We start from the raw sequence: 19,880 nt of genomic DNA, 5'->3' as shown, positions 1-19,880 counted from the left end.
TAATGAAACAAGAAATGAATTCGATTGTTGAGGTATTAGATAAAGCCACCATTGCATCAATAGTCATGATAAGCGTCATCGTGAGCCTACTTACCTTAAGTATTCCTATTGCTGCTCAAACTTTAGTTAATCTGATTGCTTTTGGAAAATTGCTTCAGCCAGTGGTAACCCTAAGTATCATGGTGCTTGTCTTAATGATTGCGCTAGGAGCTTTAAATATATGGCAAAGCATTATCATCGAAGTCATTCAACAGAAATTAATGGTTAAAATAAGTCTTAGCCTAACCCGTCAATTTACCCATTTATCATTAGATAATTTTTCTTCACATCATGGGCCGGAGCTTGTTAATCGTTTTTTCGAAGTGGTCACCATAAACAAGGCCTTAGCAAGTCTTTTACTTTATGGAGTGAATTTAAGTTTGCAGCTGTTTTTTGGTTTGATCTTGCTTCTTTTTTATCATCCACTCTTTCTCGTATTTGATGGATTCATTATATTAAGTATTATTTTGATTGTATTTTTACCTTATCGTAAAGGACTCGCAAGCGCCGAAAAAGAATGCGCTGAAAAACATCAAATAGGTGCGTGGCTGGAGGAGTTGCTTACCAATCGTTATTTATTTCGCTTTAATCGTTATCATCAGTACGCAACCCAGCAAACGGATAAGCGATTAATTTCATTTTTAAAAGCACGCAATATTCATTTTAAACAACTCATTAAACATCAAATTGGTTTTTATCTCCTCTCGGCAATCGCCAGTAGTCTCTTACTCGGGTTGGGAGGCTATCTCGTGATTAATAACCAATTAAGTTTAGGTCAGCTGGTTGCAGCAGAGATTGTGCTCGGCGCGTTAATCTACGCTTTTAAACGTTTTAGTGTTCTTTTGGAGAATTATTACGACTTAGTTGCCTCAGAGCACAAAATTGACATGGTCTTAAATCTCCCAACGCAACCTATTAACACCGAGTTAAGCGAACTTATACTTCCCATAAAAAACATCACGCTAATAACTCAAAATCAGGAAAAAGCATCGAGTACCCCTGAAAATCCTCTGGTTATTTGCGTGAATGAAACACAAAAACAAGATTCAGTTACCGATTTTATTTTGGGTTTTAAAAATAGTACTGACCTCAAAGTGTATATCAACGAGACCCTGTGTAATGAAGAATACAGGCGATCTCTTCGTGACCACACCCTGTTACTTAGAGATAAAGAATGGTTTTCTGGCAGCATTTATGACAATCTACGCCTCAATCAACCCTCCTTTTCCGTACAGCAACTCAAAGAGCTGTTCAAATCCTTTGGGCTGATGGATAAAATCATGAGCCAACCTAATGGCTTAAAAAGCATGATTTATGATTGGGAGCAAGTGTTCACTGAACTTGAGCTCATACAACTCATGGTGATTCGTGCGATAATTGCAAAACCGCAGCTTATTATAATTGATCGTATCTTTGATAGGCTGACCACAAAAAACATTGAGTTCCTGCTTCTCCATTTAGCAACACTCAATAAGACACTTTTGATTACAATCACTCAATACCCAAATCTTATTCCACTATCTAACCGCTTGGTGCTCTCATGAAGTTACACGCCTATCAAATGATTGGCAAATTGCCCAATCCACGCAAAATAGCCAAGATTATTTTTTTAGTACTCCTGATTTTAATTTTATTTTTAAGCTTTACCCCCTGGCAACAATTTGCCCTTGGAAGCGGCAAAGTCATTGCTTTTTCACCCTCGGAGCGACTGCATACCGTCAATTCACCTATTTATGGCAGAATTAAAAAATGGTACGTTGACGAAGGTGTCCATGTTAAAACGGGCGACCCGATTGTAGAGATTACTGACAACGACCCAGAGTTACTCAAACGATTGGAGCTAGAAAAGAAAGCCATTTTGCTTCGGATAGAAGCCGCGCAGCAATCATTAATCGCAGGGAAAGCTAATGTTGAACGCCAAAAGAACTTGTACCAACAAGGCATCAACTCAAAACGTCAATACGAATTAGCTCAAATTGAATACGCCAAATACCAAAACGAATTAGCTCAAGCCAATATTGATAAGATCAGTATCGATGTTCGCATTGCCAGACAGCAAACCCAACTGATCAAAGCCCATGTCCCAGGAGTGATATTTAAACGCCTAACGGGACAACAAAGCGTCGTAGTGAAAGAAGGAGAAATATTAGCAGAGATTATACCTGTAACCGAATCAAGAGCGGTAGCGCTTTGGATTGATGGCAATGACATTCCATTCGTTCATCTGAATCAAAAAGCGCGTCTTCAATTTGAGGGATGGCCTGCAATTCAATTTAGAGGTTGGCCACAAATCGCCGTAGGTACTTTTGGTGGGAAAGTGGCCTTTATCGATCCTACAGATAATGGCATGGGGTTATTTCGCGCCGTGATTGTCCCTGATGAGCCCTGGCCTGATCCAACTTTTTTAAGACAAGGAGTGCGTGTACATGGCTGGGTGCAATTAGGCGAAGTACCCTTGTGGTATGAATTATGGCGTCAATTTAACGGCTTTCCTCCTGAAAGCTTAGCACAAAGGGCGAGTTCATGAGGACATCAGAGTTACGTGGGTTATTCAATATTCTTATCGGGCTAATCGCCCTGTTGGGGTATTCAGTGTCCTATGCCTCTCCTAAAACACAAGAATTAAGTTTAATAGAAGTATTGCAAAGCATCGACACTCATTACCCTCAGGTAAGAATAGCTCGTCTTGAAGTAGCAAAAGCCAGCGGTGCGTTTATCAATGCAAAAGGACAATTTGACCCGGCATTGGAAGCGAGTACTCGCTCTCAACCCGCAGGTGGTTATATTAATAATTATGGCGATACGCAACTCACCATCCCAACTCTTTATAATGGCGTGAAGCTTTTTGCAGGCTATCGTAATGGAGAAGGCAACTGGCCAATTTACTATCAAAACTATTTGACAAACTCCGGTGGGGAATATAGAGCAGGTTTATCTCTTCCCTTGCTTCGCGACCGATTAATTGATAAGGATCGAACCGGATTACTGTCTTCTGCTCAATTGATGCTCATGAAGAAACAAGATACTGAAGCGGTTAAATTAAAAATTTACCAAGAAGCGATTAAAGCCTATTGGCAATGGGTAGAAGCTGGCCTTCAATTAAACACATTTAAACAATTCCTGCACTTAGCACAAAAACGTCAACACGCTATTGAACAACAGGTGAAGCAAGGGGATTTAGCACGGCTTGCCATCAGTGAAAATTTACAACAAATCATTCAACGAGAACAATTACTCAATCAAGGGCAAATGATATTTGAACAAGCGGCCGTTAATTTATCTCTTTATTTTCGAGACTCCATGGGTAAACCACTAATTCCTGAGGCACCGTCTTTACCCGTCTTGACCAGTAGCTCAAACACCTTCGCAGTAACCCAGGCATCACTCAGAGAACATCCAGGGATTAAAAAGTTGAACCATTATGTGAACATAATGAAGCTCAAACGCAATCAGGCACGTAACGAACTCCTGCCTCAATTAGATGCAACCGCCTACACCTTTAAACAAAATGGAACAGGAGGCTATCCATTACTGATTCCACAAGCAGCGATGGTCGGAGTAACGTTTAAATTTCCTTTGTTGCAAAGACAAGCCAAAGGAAACCTAATCCAGGCTGAAAGCGAGTTACGCCAAGTTCGAGTTGAAAAGAGGTTTTTGTACGAACAACTAAACAATGAATTTGCAAATATGCTAATTGGCATAAAGAGAAGTAGAAGACAAGTCAGCCTGTTAAAAAAAGAATTAAGTTTGGCGCTAAAGGTGCAACAAGGAGAATCAAAAAAGTTTCATCAAGGAGACAGTACTTTATTTTTAGTCAATCAACGCGAGCAAATGACCACCCAGGTACAACTCAACACCTTACATGCGCAAGTCCAATTAGAGGAATTAAAAGCCAGGGCTCGCTTTTTCGCTTCAACACACAAAATAAATCACTATACAAAACAAAGTAAATGAGGATGACATGGGTACCGCACTAGTTTGGTTTAGACAGGATTTGCGTTTGGCTGATAATCCTGCATTTTTTGAAGCGAGCACGAACCACGAAACAGTGATTCCAATCTATATTCTAGATGAAAAAAACAGTGTCCTTGGTGAAGCACAGGCCTGGTGGCTTCATCACAGCCTTCAGGCGTTAAACAATGCTCTAATTACTCAACATGGAGTACAACTTATTCTGCGCAAGGGAAACCCATTTGAGATCATTTTAGACTTGATCAACACAGTAGGACTTGACGCGATTTATTGGAATCGATGCTATGAACCCAAAAGTATTGAGCGTGATAAAAAAATCAAAGCAACAATTCAAGAGTCTGGAGTTGATGTCTTTAGCTTTAATGGTAGCTTATTGAATGAGCCCTGGACCATAAGCAATAAAACCGGTGATTTTTTTAAAGTCTTTACCCCTTATTGGAAAACCTGTCGACAAGCGCTTAGTTCTCAACCGGAACAATTAATTTCCCATAATCATAATATAGGTTCCGTTGACGTTAGAAGTGATGAAATTGACGAGTGGAAGCTTCTACCACGCCTCGATTGGGCATCACAATTTCCTGATTTTTGGACACCAGGAGAGAAAGGAGCTCAACGACGACTGCATGAATTCATTGCGCACCATCTTCATGGTTATAAAATAAATAGGGATATCCCCGAAAAGCAAGCCACGTCACATCTATCCCCGCATTTACACTTTGGCGAAATCAGTCCCTGGACTATTTTAAGAGCCGTTGAATACGCCAAGATCAACCCACACTGTGATTTAGCAGGAGCGGAGCACTTTTTATCAGAGCTTGGCTGGCGCGAGTTTTCTTATTATTTACTCTACCATGTCCCCTCCTTGCCTTATGATAACTTTAAAAGAGAGTTTGATGCCTTTCCTTGGCATAATGATGAGTCATTATTAAAATGCTGGCAAAAAGGAATGACAGGCTACCCAATCGTCGATGCTGGCATGAGGGAGCTATGGGCCACCGGATACATGCACAATCGAGTAAGAATGATAGTCGCCTCCTTTCTCACCAAAGGCTTATTCATTGATTGGCGATTGGGGGCTGATTGGTTTTTAGATACTTTAGTTGATGCTGATTTAGCGAATAATAGCGCCAGTTGGCAATGGGTAGCAGGTTGTGGCGCCGATGCGGCACCTTATTTTCGTATTTTTAATCCAGTGCTTCAAAGCCAAAAATTTGACCCCAATGGTGTTTATATACGCCGCTGGATTCCTGAGCTTGTTGCATTAGATAATAATCTCATTCATGCGCCTTGGGAATCTTCAAATGCAGCAGCAATATATAGAACAACCAATTATCCCAAACCCATCATTAATCACAGCGAATCACGTTCAAAGGCTCTGGACTATTACAGTCAATTAAAGAAAAGGAATAGCCCATGAGTCCTTATTTTTTCATTTTTAACTTTGGTTTCACCGTAAATTCGCTAGCCCCCAAACTGATTACTCTGGGATATAAAGTGATTGGAACTTCTCGGACTCCTGCTGAGCAACAGGAAAATAACTTAGACATCAAATTAATTGATTTCGCTTCTACAGGAACTCAAATTTGGAGGAATGATTGTGCGACTGAATAAGCTCATGATGTTAGTGTTTTGGATTGTGCTTTTTCAAAGCATAGGCTTTATGCTGGGTTTAGAAACTCAAGCAAATATTGATCCCTGGTACCGATATCTAAATAAATCGTCCTTAACTCCACCCGGGTTTATTTTTGCAGTTGTTTGGACCTTATTATATGCGCTTCTTGCAATCATTGCCTGGATGTTGACCAGCCTTAATAAAACGTCATCTAAAAAAATTACTATTCTTTTCGCGTTACAAATGCTGATGAATTGGGTCTGGACGCCACTTTTTTTTGGGCTACACTGGTTTACGCTAAGTGCTCTTTGGCTTGTTGGTTTAACCTGTTTGAATGTGATCTTAATCATCGAGGCTAAAAAAACGCACAAAACCATTGCCTTGTTATTAACTCCTTACCTACTTTGGCTGGTGTTTGCTTCATATCTCAATGTGGTCATTGCGTTAATGAATTAAGGAACTAAATCATGAATGCTCTCAATACAGGAGCATTTCGATTTATTGGTACGATATTAACCAATCACTTCCATTCATTAGTTCTAATGATAGTGCCCTGACGATTTTCCTCGGAATAGATGATACGCATAAAGTGTATAAGCTAGAAGTATAGGAAGCATAATGACTACACCAACTAGAATAAACATCAACGTTGAATCAGGGGCTGCAGCTTCCCAAATAGTCACCTGATGCGGAATTAAATAAGGATAAACACTAATCCCGATTCCAATATAAGCACACAAAAATAAAACGATACTGTAAATGAATGGCTTGTATTCACTTGCCGCATTTAAGCTGTTCCAAATTTGATAAATAGCAACTGCCGCAAGCATAGGTAGCGGACTTAACAAAAACACGTTAGGGACACTATACCAACGATGAAAAATTTCATCACTATGTAAAGGCGTCCAAATACTTACAAAAATCAAAAATAAACTGACTAATACTAACAGCCCTCGTGCGTGATGAATCATTGTACGTTGAAGCCTTCCTGAGCTTTTTATAATCATCCAGGTCGCTCCTAAGAGAGCGTATCCACAGACCAAAGCAATCCCTGTAGACAGACTAAATGGAGTTAACCAATCGGGATTATTAATAGTCATTGACGATTCATCGATAGAAAAACCCTGGACAAACGCACCTAGCATAACGCCTTGAAAGAATGTTGCAGCAACCGAGCTGATTGAAAAGGTCCAATTCCAGATGGGTTTTGATTTTTTTGCCTTGAAACGAAACTCAAAGCTGACACCGCGAAATATTAACGCAATCAACATCAGCATGATGGGCATATACAGAATGGGTAATAGCACCCCGTACACTTTAGGGAATGCACCATAAAGCATCGCTCCACCAAAAACGAGCCACGTTTCATTGCCATCCCAAACTGGCGCTATGGAATTCATCATGGTATCACGTTCCTTTTCATTGGAAGTAAAAGGAAAGAGAATGCCAATGCCTAAATCAAAACCATCCAGAATAACATACATTATAATTATAAACCCAAGAAGTACCGCAAAAATAAAGGGCAACATTATTTTTTCTCCTTAGGAATATCGGTCATGTACTGGAATGCATGATGCTCGATTTCATCTTCTTTTAAAGTCTCTGGTCCATGAGCAATTAGCTTGAGTAAATAATAGAGATAAAAACCAAAAACAACCCCATAAGCGAGAATAAGCAAGGTAAAGGAAATCAACACCTCTTCATAGCCTACCGAAGATACCGCCTCCTTTGTCTTCAAAAGATTATAAACCACCCAAGGTTGTCGGCCAATTTCAGCAGTTAACCATCCCGCAATGCTGGCAATAAATCCTAATGGTGCCATCGCAAGGCACCAGCGATGAAACCAGCGACGTTTAAAAAGAGTGCCTTTTAAATACAGAAAAACCCCTACTATGGCCGTAAATAACATCAAAATTCCAATACCTACCATAATGCGGAATGAAAAAAATACGGGAAGCATACGCGGTTGATCAGCATAGTTCACGGAACTCAACCCGATAAGCTCACCATCCCACTCATGAGTATTAATCAGGCTTGCAAGTTTTGGCACTGCAATTTCATAAAAGTTTTTTTGCTTTTCTTGAGATGGAATTGCAAATAATACAAGGGGCGCACCTTTTTGGGTCTGCCAAACTCCTTCCATTGCCGCCGTTTTTAAAGGTTGATAGTGATGCACGTTAATACCCACTATATCGCCAACACCTATTTGCAAGGGAACTAAAATCAACGCTGCCCATAAACTAAACGATAAGCATATTTTGGCAACCGAGTTACACTTCTCCCTTAACAAATAATATCCAGCAACAGCCATGATGACAAAACAAGTCGTCACATAAGAGGCCAATAACATGTGAATAAAACGCGGAATAAAACTAGGATTAAATACGACGGCCCACCAGCTATCAACAATATATTTACCATCAATCAACTGATAACCACTAGGAGTTTGCATCCAGGAATTCGCTGACATTATCCAAAATGCAGATACGGTGGTACCAATAGTTACCAAAAGAGTGGCAATAAAATGAAGCGTCGGAGGAACCCTTTTCCAACCAAAAAGCATCACGCCTAAAAAACCGGCTTCGAGAAAAAAAGCGGTCAAGGTTTCGTAAGCAAATAAAGCACCCAGGACGTTGCCAAACTGCGTGATGAAGGGTCCAAAATTAGTGCCAATTTGATAGGCTAAAACAATTCCAGAAACTACCCCCATTCCAAAAGTCAAAGCGAAAATTTTAGTCCACAGCTTGCATATCTCGAGATAAATTGGATTTTTTGTTTTCAACCAGGTTGCTTCCATAATCACAAGAAATACCGCAAGACCAAGATTTAATGTGGGAAACAAAATATGAAAACCAATACTAAAACCAAATTGAATGCGAGACAGAATTTCTACAAGCATGGAGGGCCTCAATCGCATGAATTAATCCCTATAATTGTAGCATATTTACTCTAAATGGTGTCTTTAAAAAGGCAGATAATAGATGTTATTTTTATATGACTGAAGATTTTATAACATTTAATTCATTAATAATCGCTGGTCAGGTTTATTTTCATTTCATTTGAAGGCATGACTTTATAAGCGCCCAGCATCTAATAAGGTCAACACTTCAGTTGCTTTAAGGAGAATTGCCTTTTTCTTTTCCTGGTCCATTTTATCCCAATTCAGGTAAGCATAATGAAGACGCGGATTATTTTTAAGTAGCTCTTGGTGTTGACCTATAAAATTCCAATAGAGGGAATTAAATGGACATGCTTGTTCACCCAACAGCTCGCCGGGATTATAAATACATGATTTACAAAAATTGCTCATTTTTTGAATGTATTTCCCACTGGCAGCATACGGCTTACTTGCCATAACACCACCATCTGCGTACAGCGCCATTCCCAATGTGTTTGGCAATTCGACCCATTCGTAAGCATCGGCATATACAGCCAAATACCACTCACATACTTCTTTGGGATTAATGCCTGCCAAGAGGGCAAAATTCCCGGTAATCATCAAACGCTGAATATGATGTGAGTAGGCCTCTACTTGCGTCTGTCGAACTACTTCTTTCATACAAAACATCTGAGTTTCTTTTCCCCAAAACAGTGAAGGCAAAGGTTTGGAAGCATTAAAATAATTTCTCTCTCCATAGGCAGGCATCAAAAGCCAATAGATGCCACGCACATACTCACGCCATCCTAAAATTTGACGAATAAATCCTTCGACCGCATTCAAGGGTGCCAGTTTCTGATTAAAAGCATCCTCGGCCATCCGGCATAACTCTAAAGGCAATAAAAGCCCTGCATTCAAATAAAAAGATAATTTGGAGTGATATAAATTAACCTCATTGGAGCGCATGGCGTCCTGGTAATCACCAAAATAGACTAAACAATGCTCTATAAAGTAGCTGGCTTCACCAAGAGCCTGCTCTCGAGTCACTGCAAAATTAAACGGCTTCAATTGGCCAAAATGATTGAAAAATTCAGTTTCAACCAAACTTAAAACTTCTGAAGTCAGTTCATCTATGGGATGTACGAAACGCTTAGGAAATGTTTCAATGTGATTTGCATTTTTTCGATTTTGTTCATCATAGTTCCAAGACCCTCCAACAGGTTTACCTCGATTATCCATGAGAAGATGATGCTTTTGACGCATCATCCGGTAAAAGAACTCCATGCGCCATTGCTTTTTATCTTTTGCCCAATTGTTAAACTCGTCTATCGAGCATAAAAATCGAGTATCTTCATGAATGATGAGGGGAATTGACACTTGTTTTTTTAATGTTTCCATTTTTTGTAGAACACGCCACTCGCCGGGATGAGTTACATGTACCTCTGAAATTCTTTCTTCATGTATTGCCCGACACAGTTCCTCCTCAAAGCTACCAGTATTGCTGGTCTCATCGTATTTCGTGTAGCGTACCCGATAGCCAAGCTCTTTTAATCGTTGTGCAAAATGACGCATCGCTGAAAATAAAAAAGCAATTTTTTTAGGATGATGTGCAACATAAGTGGCTTCTTCCGTTACTTCGCAAAGAAAAACCACATCGTCCTGTTTGTCGATTGCAGAGAGTGAGGAAATTGAATCACTCAGTTGGTCGCCCAAAAGAAAACACAATTTCGTCATAGCACGTCCTAAAAGAAAATCAATTATATTTTAAGCTTAGGGCGAACAGAGCTTAAGCCTCCATCCACTGCCAGAACTTGTCCAGTTATCCAACTGTTTTCAGGGTTAAGAAAAAACAGGATAGCCTTTGCTACATCAGATGGCTCGCCAATTCGCCCCAAAGCATGCATGGAAGTGGATGCTTTAGCAACCAATTGATTCTTAAGTAATGAATCAGTCAAAGGTGATTTAACCATTCCAGGCGCTACTACATTGATTCGTAAATTACACGATGCATAGCTCGCAGCTGCTGATTGCGCTAATCCAATAACACCCGCTTTGGCCGCAGCAATAGCCTCATGATTAGCCAATCCGGTTAAGGCTGCTGCCGAGGCAATAAGCACCACCGAGCCGCCCGTCGTCATTCTCTTTCCTGCAGCACGCACAACCGCAAATGACGTGGTCAAGGAGGCATTGATTGTCTTTTGAAACTCCTCATAATGTGTCGCGTGAGCACTCTTAAGTAATAAAGAGCCAGCGCAATTAACCACTCCATCAAGGGAGCCAGCTTGCTCAAATACTTTATCAACTGCATCAAAGTCAGAAGCATCCAGTATAAAATCCGGGATGATTTTGTCCTTGCTTTGCGCTGTAGTCAGAACCTCGTCCCCCTGCTTTTTTAAAAGTTCAACCACTGACTGACCAATGGCGCTACTTGCTGCAATAATTAAATATCGTGCCATAAATTCGTGTACCCTAAATGTAAAAAACCTACTATGAAGGAGTGGATTATTAACTTCAAGTAAAAAAACCTGAAATTGATTCATGGCAATATACTCTCCACTTTATTTACTTTGAAACAGCCATTCTGCCAATTTCTTTTAATAAGGGATCACCTCATTATAAAGGCATTGCTCTTCACTGCTCACATCCAGGTAATCCCATGTCAATAAAAGCAAAAAACAACGTCGATCAGTCACTGTTAATTGAGTATACTGTCGCACTCTAATTAGAATTGCCTAAACATCTATTTGCAAGGGGCAAATTCAACCTGGTGAAATCTTGAGGTTAACCACTTTTCCGAACAGATCACCCAATATAAATTTGAAATAAAAGGAGATATTTCTGTGTCAGCTTTAAAAAAAATTGCAACAGGTATTATTGCATTAACGAGTAGTATTGCAATTGCAGGTACTATGGGTCCTATTGAAGAACCTTTTAAGGGAAGTGCTTATATTAAAGTAGGCAGCGGAGGGAGTTTTTCTAACACCTCTCATTTAGAGATCGATCCACTTTTTTGGGATGATTCGCCACAAGGATATAATGCTACATTAGGTGATAGCGCACTTTTTTCATTAGCCTTTGGATATAACTTTTCACCATTAGTTAGTGTCGATGTTGATTATACGTATAGACCTTCTTTTACCTATTCTAAATTTCAAACGTCATCCGCCTCTGGCACAGTTAATTTTAATGGTACGAAAACACGTTATTTTGACTTACAGACCAATACCTTCCTGGCAAACATGTACCTTCACGGTCAAGGAGTATCTCCCAGTTTTGTACTGCATGCCTGGAATAGTGTAACCGTTCAACCCTTTATTGGTGCAGGGCTTGGCGTCAGTTATAATAAAATTAGTCGTTTTTATTCCATTCGGGCAAATGATGATCAAGCCGTTGCCACAGAATTTGAGAAAACTAATGCATCCTTTGCATGGCAAGCCTCTGCTGGAGTTGAAGTTGCCCTGCCCCACAACTTTGATTTAGCTATAGGTTATCGCTACTTTGATGGCGGTGATTATAAAAGTGATAACAATACTTTTGATGTTCCACCTGCTTTTGCAACACCTTGGAAAGGCTCAATTACTGCTAATGAAGTATTTGTTACTTTAGCTTATAAAATGTATGCCTGATAAGTTCTTTGGTTGGTTGCATTTATGGCTCTGTTAGTACCTTATCAACCTTAACTCTTCGGGTGGATATTTGGATTGAATTCAGATTTAGAGGATTTGATCCGAAAAAAGAGCAGGGCTAGACCTATCTTTCCCCATATTCATGCTCAGTGTTCACATCATGAACAAAGCTGCAGTAAGGTGGACTTCGAACCGAGAGCAACGAGTCCACCAGTTACGATGACTAATAATTCAGATACTAGGAAGTATTGAGTTTGATTTATTCTTGTAAAATAGGTCAAATATTGACTCTAAGTACTGTACTTTAACCAAATAGGCAATACTCGATTCAGATAGACCATGAATTTCCACAAACCTACTTGTAACTCTTCATTACCGGACGGATCAGTTTTCAATTCCGGATAGGCAATGCCAAGACCGAATAATCCCGGGCCGATGATGCCGACATAGGGATTATAATCGGCCTGTTCGTAATCACCGATGATCAGTGTGTTGCGACGCTGGAAACCCACAGCATATATGACTTTGTCGCATTCAGGAAGGAAGCGGGCTATATGATGTTCATCCGTGTTGTAACGGAGCAAATTGTCTGGCAAGCGGCCATCAATATGTTCACGTGCCCAGGCTGCGGTTTGTCCTTTCAGACCGGTGTTATCAAACAAAATCCAGTCCCCCATATCGATAGCATAACGACAGGGTGAACGGTAAAAGTTAATGGTTTTTTTAACACCTAATTCGACCAGATGCCGCACAATGATGATGGCCGAGTGAGACGAGCCGAATACGGCGTAGCTGCCGTTATTGTTGACGATTTGTGACAATCGCTCCTTGTCTATAGCTGTTTCAAAAGGAATGACGTCAACACCAGGATAACTCAGAGAGGACGGTACAGAGCCAGTGGCCAGAATTACATTTTGTGCTTTAAAGCTTTGCGTGTCAGTAGACAAAGTCCAGACTCGGTCGGCCAGATCCATGCGATTGACTCGGCTTTCCACACTGACCACTTGTTGACGCAGCTTATTGGAAATCCATTGCAAAGGTTGCACTACTTCATTCAATATGCAAGTCTCGTCCAATGGTAGATGATTGATTGGAAAATCTGGGGCTTCGTGATAAGAAAAAGAAATAGTGCTGCGCAAAAAGTCGTTAAAACGTGCAACTGATGTGTTACTGGACACGTTGCTCCATAGCCCCCCCAAATCGCCGACGTGAAAATGAGGATCAATCCATAATAAGCTCTCAGGATCAATACCATTATCAAGCAGTTTGCCTACGGCGGCAATACCGGCTGGGCCAGCACCTACAACGGCCCACTGCATCTGTTTTTTAACTTGCATGTACTGTAATCCAACACGAACTGACTTATAGTCAATTATGATCTATAGAGAGGAATTATGAAAGTTAAAGGTCCTGTTGCACAAATTATTACACGCTTAAAACATAGAAGTCTTGAGCGAAATGATACTGTAAGTGCACGGTTCCTAACACTGCTCAAAATAATCTGATAAGATGATTGATTATCCTGCCCTTCATTTAATTTGCAATTCGTCATCATGATCATGAATGCATTCAGGCAACACGTGAAACATGAGCGATTCCATGCGCCATCCGAGCAAGTTTCCCATCATTCTGTATACCTGGATAAGCTACGCTGTAAATATGATGATACAGCCATTTTGCATGCTCGTGCAGCTCATCAGTCAACAGAGGAAACTGGATACCATTGTCCTGAAAAAGTGATGGGAACACGTTCTTCTTTGCAAGAATAGAAGAAATATCGGAGAGTTCTACGTGTGCAGTGTTGGTTGGCAAACTGAAGCGTTCATCGGAATAGATGCCTTTATCAAAAGTCATAATAATCGTCCTAAAATATAAAGTACTTGTACGTGCCAATACACTTTTTGCGGCGATTTATAAAGTATAAAATTTAATCAAATGTAACCGCTTTAGCTTATATTATAGTAATAAAATCTGGGTGTACTCAGAGAACGGATGGTCTGATAAGTTTACGAAGTATTCTGAAGCAACATCTTTGATTCAATTCCAATGGAAGTGTTTTAATAATCAAAGCTCAACTGCATGATTGTTTTATCATGTTCTATGTAAGCAAAAGCATTCGAAGCATGTTCAATAATCACTTCATTTTCTGCGATAATATTGTTCTTCTTATGCATTAATATTGGTTTGATGAGATACCCTTTATAAGTAATATTAAGGTCTAGCTGCGATCGAGTAAGTTTAATGTCTAAAATTATAAGATCAGTACTTAAGTGTTTTTCAGTAATGTTCGTTAGTAGTTTGTTAGTAGTTACTTTAACGTCGTTATATAATGACAACGGTAAATCCCAATCGTGTTGTAAAGATTCTAAATAATCCAATCCAAACTTCAACCCATTAACATCAGGACTTAATGCGACTCGTGCGCTTTTGAAATTATCAATGGCCAGTAATCCGATAAAATTAAAAATAATTGCGCTAATGGTAGCTAAAGCAATTGATGATCCCGCCAGGGATTGAATATAATTTGGAAGATGTTGATACGTGATGGGATAAATATCACGACTGACACCTAGCATAAAAGAAACACCGATGACAATCGCTCGATGTGAAACTATCATCCGAGGAATAATTGTTTTTAATCCGGATACAAATATGGTTGCGGCTAAAAACAATAATATGGCTGCGACGATAGGTCCTGGCGTTAATACCAAAATTAAAGCGAACTTAGGGCAAAAACTTAATAACCAAAAGATTGCAGCAAAAGAATATGCCACTCTGCGGCAACTCACTCCAGAAGACAGTGACACCCCCAAAGCTGAACTACTGACATTTTGACCAAAACTGCCAAATACACCACATAAAATTGTACCCATGCTATCTATAAAACAACCTCGGCTAATGCTACCCATTTCAGGACGTACCCAATCAGCATCATTTAACTCTTGATGAGCGGTAACCGCGCCACTGACTTTAATTGCACAAGCTAATGCTGCAATGGCAAAAGGAACAATCAATGACGAATCAAAGCGAATACCTGTTGTAATCATAGGAACAGTGGGTAATGCAAACCAATGTGCTTGCTTAATTTGCATAATAGCGTTCTCATCCATACAACCCGTGATGTAAATTAAAAAATAGCCAACTATAAGCGCAATAATCAGCGCATACAGCCGTAGGACATTTGATCCCCAAAGTACCATCACTAAAATGAGTAATAACGTAAAAACACTAATACAGGAAGCTAAAACGACATGGGTTGTAGCTGTAGAAAAGATGGAAATAAAGCTGTTAATCCCAATCTTGGCTAATTCTATGCCTATTAAAGCCATAATTAACCCGCCAATTTCTGCCGGGAAAAATTTTTTTAATCGTTTAAACAAAAGAGAGAGCGTGGCTTGGAGAATGCCAGAAAATAACGTCATGCCAAAAACCAGAGGTAACCCACCCATCTGAATGGCAATTATTGAAGGAGCAATGTAAACGGGTGTAGGTGTTGCCAATACCAAATAGCCTGAGCCAATTAATCCTCGACCGATCACTTGCAAAATAGTAGTTAAGCCGGCAATCAACATAGCCGTGCTAATGACGCCGGCGGCCAATTCATTATTAATATGTACGTGTTGCATGACTATAACTGGCAATAATAAAAAGGCGGTAATTATTGCAGCATATTGCAAACCCAATAATAGCAATGTTGGAAAATCGGGCTTGTCGTCTACACCATAAATGAGCTGAGCAGGTCTTTTCATGATGTATGCCTTTTAAATAATTTAATACTAAATAAAACAGTAAGAACTATGAACCAAATTATCCCTAATAATAAAGCAGGCTCTGTTGTCAGAAATCCAATCTCTGGAAAAGGAGTGTAAATGGCTGGAATTATGTCGCTGCTGGCAGCAATTAAAAAAGCGATGCCCATGGCGTATGTTTTTTGGGGAGGGGCAATTTGCAAATTCCACATATTGATTCCAAACATAAATAAGGAGGCCCCCATTATCACCGCTGCAGCTCCATTCACTCCGGCAGGAATGGTGAGAAATACTGCAATTATTTTAGGGCTCAAGCTAATCAGGATTAAAAGCATAGAAAATGTATAGGCAATGATTTTACTGTAGGCACCTGAGGTAATCGAAAGACCTACCGCACCTGGTAGAGGACTTTGTGCAACAGATCCAGTCCCGGAAGCCAGTATCGTGGTAATGCTCAGCCATAAATTACCCCGACGAATTTTAGATAGATCAGGCTCTTTCCAGTCATTTGAAGAGACTCTTTGATTGACACATGCAAGAGCAAAAAATGCAAAAGTAGTGATGAATGATGCAATCAAAAATGGAAACAGCAGAGCCGTGCTGAATGAATATTGTGGCATCATTAAATGTGGCAACTGCAGCCAGGGGGCTGACTCCACTCCCTGCAAAAGCGTATCAGGAATAAACCCGTTTAAATAAGCCAAAACCCAACCAGTAAGGATTCCTATCAGAATAAAATAAAGGCGTAATTTTTGTGGACTCCATAAGCGAATAATAACCATGAGTGCTAAAACATTAAAACCAATAATATCAATGCCGTGTTTATAATTAGTCGATGATTGCGGTGTAGATGAGGTATTGTGAATCATTAATTGACCTAATTCACTGGGACTAAATAACTCTTGCACACCGAGCACACCTAACCAAAAACCTAACATAACCAAAATAAATGCTGCTGTATCTTTGGTAAAAACAAAGCGATAGCTGCGTATCAGGGGTGTTAATATTAATTGGACCAAACCACCTATAACACTCATACCAAATACCATGCTCAGTCCACCTAAATGAGCAGCCGATAAAGAAGCTACAAAGTAAGGTACTGAAGTAAAAGACGGTAATAAGGCCCCAGATGATATTTTAGGTTTTGCAATTGCTTGTATTAGGGTTGCTATGGCACCCCAGATTAATGACATACTAATCAGCGTGGCAGTGGCATCAGGGGTTGCCCCTGCGTATTTGGCGACCATCAACGGAAACATCGCCATGATGGAAAATTTAACCAGCAACTGGAAGCCCAGAAGTAATTGAGTCAGGAAAGGTGGCTTATCTGCTGTGTTATAGATAACTGTCCTTGATGTAATCGGCATTTTGTCCCTTAACGGTAATCCACTAACCAAGATACTCGAGTATCCAAGATGGTACTTGATGATTGTATTTTAAATTTGAGAAGCTGTCGAAAATTTTTCTCAAATCGAATTAAGCCTTCTCTGGGCGTAATTACCCATCCAGTTGATTAAACTCTTACGTTCCGCGGCTTGTCCGCGGTACGTAGGGCAGCTAGAGCATCAGGGGATGTACTCTTTAATGGCGCTATGCTCATTAAAAATACTGGAAAACACCACCAAAACAGTCTCCAGATTAAAAATTGAATCAGCTACTGGTTGACCGTGAATATCTAAAACGGATTGGGAAGTTTTTGCCGCAGCCAAGACTTGCTTCGCATCAAGCACATAATAACCAGCCCGTTCGGAATAACGCCCTACTGTATTTTGAAAACAATTTTTTAATTCTCCATAACTGGATATTCCACGTAATTTATCCCAGGCCTGATCAAGTTGATCGACCTCAAATGCTTGCTCTGGGGTAATTAACAACTGTCCTCGTTGGATAAGAACGTCATATTGATTGGTTAAATCTGCAAGTAATAAATCCAGGCTTTCTCTTTGTTGCAACCAATACTCACTAAAGCCATCACCATGCGGAGCTGCTCGAACCCGGTTGAATAAATAACTCCCCAGCTGTTCCCAATAAAGGGCTGTAGGTGATAATTGATTTGCCAGTGAGTCCAGCATTATCTGATCAATGTTTTCTCTAACCTCAGCAGTAAAGGTGACATAGGCAAACTGTCCTGGTTTATAATGCACCAGGGTTTTGTCCTTATAAAAATGCAAAGGATATATCTGTTTATTGATCCTTAAATAGAGGGTATTGCGGCGAATTAGAATCTCAAACACACCAAAAGTCTCTTCAAAAAACTCCTCTTGCAACTGTCTTGCAAAAGATAAATCAGTATGTTCTATCTTACCGCCATTGAGAGTGAGCAAGCGATGAGCTCTTGGTCCAGCAAGAAGATAACTCGTGTTTCCTGACTTAAATAGTATCTGTAACCCTACTCCATCAGGTACAACATCCATTTGATCCTTGTGCTGTTCATAATAAGCCTGTGGAGTACTTAGAGGGTTAATTTCAGTTAGATAAGGTGTTGAATCATCATCAAGAACTGCATCACCAAGAAAACCCGCGTTAGAAACATGAACAGAAAAAAGAAGAATGAAGCAGGAAAAGATAAGTTTCATCCAGAAACGGTACATAAGATTCTCCATAAAAATATGAAGTTATTGAAACAGCTTTATAATGTGAGTTCAATGCCGATTATGATTGATACTAACCAACATGTACCGGAAGCTCTGTAATAATGCGGAAAGGACGTCTAAGAATGCTGTTCCTATGAGATAAGTTTTCCTATCAACTGAATGGTGTACACTTAGAAGGATAAAATCATAATCAGAGTGCATAATAATTCCTTAATGATTTTTTGATAGAATTCCGTTTTTTTGAATATTGAGCAGATGATGAATTCTATATTTGATTTCGACCTTTCAGTTACTCGTAAACATACCTTTAAACGCACACAAATATTGACGACTCAATGCCCATTTACCTTCAATGAGCAAGAATATCACAGAGGAATTGCTCACGCTCATTCAAATTTAAAAGCTCATGTTAATGAATTCTTAAAACACGATGACAGTGACAATATGAGTGCTATAGCAACATTTCACAACAATCATTCCTATATTGCAGGATATATGGCTTTTTTATTCGAACGTCATTTAACTTTAAAGGAAATACGATTTTCAACAGGCGGGCTTTCAGCTGCCGCCATATATCAAATTGAAGGGATTACTAAACCCTTTATAATATCTTATATTCCTGCTGCAGATGATGTATTCAACCTCCATATTGATGATCTGGAAAATAATAAAAACCATCAAATAAATCATATTCGTCAGATATGGCATACATTAAAACTTGCCGAGGAAGATGCTCCAGTCTGCTTTTACGATGACAATGCCCACAATTGCTATCAGGCACTTAGCATGCCATTGATCAAAGTCAACCAAGTCAATCGACATGCTCAGGATCGAATTGATTTCGCAGAATGTTTGTCCGGTGTATCGCTCTCCAGCACATCATCCTCAGACTCCATTGAGAGCGCTGAAATTGCTGGCGATACTGATATGCCTGCAAAAACAAAACCTGGTTTTTTTAAAAAAACTGGATCTGTAGCTCGTACTGCAATGAACCCCTCTCGACTTGCTAGGTTAGCTCAGATAAAACAGTTTGTTTTTGATGGGAACCATCATCGTGTAGACGAATATCTTCGCGCTGAAGCACCTTCAGATAAAGAATCATCTGCTAAATTTATCGCAGGATTTTACGCCGAGGCTGGTAATCATCAAATGGCGAACAGGTATATTAAACAATACCCCAAAGCACTTCAATTTGTTATCCAAGGGTATGCATTTGTAGGCGACCACGACTCAATAAAACAGTATTATGAAAAAGGGTTGGTGACAAGCGAATATATATCTGGCTGTTATCATCGTGCAGGCAATACAGATAAATCGTCGGAATACGAACAATTAACCTCACAGGCAATCGAAGGATCGTCTTATAGATTTAATTAGCATCAGGAAGTGTTGTCAGATGTCATCCATTCA

Annotated in this window: 17 protein-coding genes; 8 read left to right on the top strand and 9 right to left on the bottom strand. The window is 39.8% G+C overall.

Going from position 1 to position 19,880, the window contains the following annotated elements:
* Positions 1–2 precede the first annotated feature (2 nt).
* The 6 genes from Lqua_RS12100 to Lqua_RS12075 are packed head-to-tail and all read left to right on the top strand — an operon-like array spanning position 3 to position 6,079.
* Positions 3–1,583, top strand: a complete 1,581-nt coding sequence (locus Lqua_RS12100; RefSeq protein WP_115148780.1) for an ABC transporter transmembrane domain-containing protein — start codon at positions 3–5, stop codon at positions 1,581–1,583.
* Complete coding sequence (locus Lqua_RS12095; RefSeq protein WP_058474546.1) at positions 1,580–2,566, top strand: HlyD family secretion protein; 987 nt, start codon at positions 1,580–1,582, stop codon at positions 2,564–2,566. Before Lqua_RS12100 ends, Lqua_RS12095 begins: the two co-directional genes overlap by 4 nt.
* Positions 2,563–3,993, top strand: coding sequence for a TolC family protein (locus Lqua_RS12090; RefSeq protein ID WP_058474545.1), 1,431 nt, complete (start codon positions 2,563–2,565; stop codon positions 3,991–3,993). Before Lqua_RS12095 ends, Lqua_RS12090 begins: the two co-directional genes overlap by 4 nt.
* Before the next feature lie 7 nt (positions 3,994–4,000).
* Positions 4,001–5,428, top strand: a complete 1,428-nt coding sequence (locus Lqua_RS12085; RefSeq protein WP_058474544.1) for a cryptochrome/photolyase family protein — start codon at positions 4,001–4,003, stop codon at positions 5,426–5,428.
* Positions 5,425–5,622, top strand: coding sequence for a hypothetical protein (locus Lqua_RS12080; protein ID WP_058474543.1), 198 nt, complete (start codon positions 5,425–5,427; stop codon positions 5,620–5,622). The genes Lqua_RS12085 and Lqua_RS12080 overlap by 4 nt, the downstream gene beginning before the upstream one ends.
* Positions 5,603–6,079, top strand: a complete 477-nt coding sequence (locus Lqua_RS12075; protein WP_058474542.1) for a TspO/MBR family protein — start codon at positions 5,603–5,605, stop codon at positions 6,077–6,079. The genes Lqua_RS12080 and Lqua_RS12075 overlap by 20 nt, the downstream gene beginning before the upstream one ends.
* 83 nt (positions 6,080–6,162) lie before the next feature.
* On the opposite strand, the gene cydB is transcribed toward Lqua_RS12075, so the two are convergent.
* From cydB to Lqua_RS12055, 4 genes are all read right to left on the bottom strand, one after another.
* Positions 6,163–7,152, bottom strand: coding sequence for a cytochrome d ubiquinol oxidase subunit II (gene cydB, locus Lqua_RS12070; RefSeq protein WP_058474541.1), 990 nt, complete (start codon positions 7,150–7,152; stop codon positions 6,163–6,165).
* Complete coding sequence (locus tag Lqua_RS12065) at positions 7,152–8,522, bottom strand: cytochrome ubiquinol oxidase subunit I (protein ID WP_058474540.1); 1,371 nt, start codon at positions 8,520–8,522, stop codon at positions 7,152–7,154. The genes cydB and Lqua_RS12065 overlap by 1 nt, the downstream gene beginning before the upstream one ends.
* A gap of 174 nt (positions 8,523–8,696) precedes the next feature.
* Positions 8,697–10,235 (bottom strand): cryptochrome/photolyase family protein, encoded by a 1,539-nt coding sequence (locus Lqua_RS12060; RefSeq protein ID WP_058474539.1) that lies wholly within the window; start codon positions 10,233–10,235, stop codon positions 8,697–8,699.
* A 23-nt stretch (positions 10,236–10,258) separates the two neighbouring features.
* The gene (locus Lqua_RS12055) at positions 10,259–10,957 is read right to left on the bottom strand and encodes an SDR family NAD(P)-dependent oxidoreductase (RefSeq protein ID WP_058474735.1); all 699 of its coding nucleotides are present in this window, start codon (positions 10,955–10,957) and stop codon (positions 10,259–10,261) included.
* A gap of 384 nt (positions 10,958–11,341) precedes the next feature.
* Between Lqua_RS12055 and Lqua_RS12050 the strand changes: the two genes are divergently transcribed.
* Entirely contained in the window at positions 11,342–12,127 is a 786-nt protein-coding gene (locus tag Lqua_RS12050) for an outer membrane protein (RefSeq protein ID WP_058474538.1), read from the top strand.
* A 290-nt stretch (positions 12,128–12,417) separates the two neighbouring features.
* Here the strand turns inward: Lqua_RS12050 and Lqua_RS12045 are convergent, their stop codons facing one another.
* From Lqua_RS12045 to Lqua_RS12025, 5 genes are all read right to left on the bottom strand, one after another.
* Positions 12,418–13,464: an FAD-dependent oxidoreductase gene (locus tag Lqua_RS12045; RefSeq protein ID WP_058474537.1), complete on the bottom strand. Its 1,047-nt coding sequence runs from the start codon at positions 13,462–13,464 to the stop codon at positions 12,418–12,420.
* 232 nt (positions 13,465–13,696) lie between these two features.
* Positions 13,697–13,981: a hypothetical protein gene (locus Lqua_RS12040; RefSeq protein WP_058474536.1), complete on the bottom strand. Its 285-nt coding sequence runs from the start codon at positions 13,979–13,981 to the stop codon at positions 13,697–13,699.
* Positions 13,982–14,184: 203 nt separating this feature from the next.
* Positions 14,185–15,876: a uracil-xanthine permease family protein gene (locus Lqua_RS12035; protein ID WP_058474535.1), complete on the bottom strand. Its 1,692-nt coding sequence runs from the start codon at positions 15,874–15,876 to the stop codon at positions 14,185–14,187.
* Positions 15,873–17,243: a solute carrier family 23 protein gene (locus tag Lqua_RS12030; protein WP_058474534.1), complete on the bottom strand. Its 1,371-nt coding sequence runs from the start codon at positions 17,241–17,243 to the stop codon at positions 15,873–15,875. The genes Lqua_RS12035 and Lqua_RS12030 overlap by 4 nt, the downstream gene beginning before the upstream one ends.
* A gap of 198 nt (positions 17,244–17,441) precedes the next feature.
* Positions 17,442–18,467 carry a hypothetical protein gene (locus Lqua_RS12025; protein ID WP_058474533.1) on the bottom strand — a complete coding sequence of 342 codons (1,026 nt, stop codon included), beginning with the start codon at positions 18,465–18,467 and terminating at the stop codon, positions 17,442–17,444.
* A 258-nt stretch (positions 18,468–18,725) separates the two neighbouring features.
* Between Lqua_RS12025 and Lqua_RS12020 the strand changes: the two genes are divergently transcribed.
* Positions 18,726–19,847 carry a hypothetical protein gene (locus Lqua_RS12020; protein WP_133141033.1) on the top strand — a complete coding sequence of 374 codons (1,122 nt, stop codon included), beginning with the start codon at positions 18,726–18,728 and terminating at the stop codon, positions 19,845–19,847.
* The last annotated feature ends 33 nt before the right edge of the window (positions 19,848–19,880 follow it).

Source organism: Legionella quateirensis (genome assembly GCF_001467955.1).
GTDB lineage: Bacteria > Pseudomonadota > Gammaproteobacteria > Legionellales > Legionellaceae > Legionella > Legionella quateirensis.
This window is presented reverse-complemented; position numbering and strand designations above follow the sequence as displayed.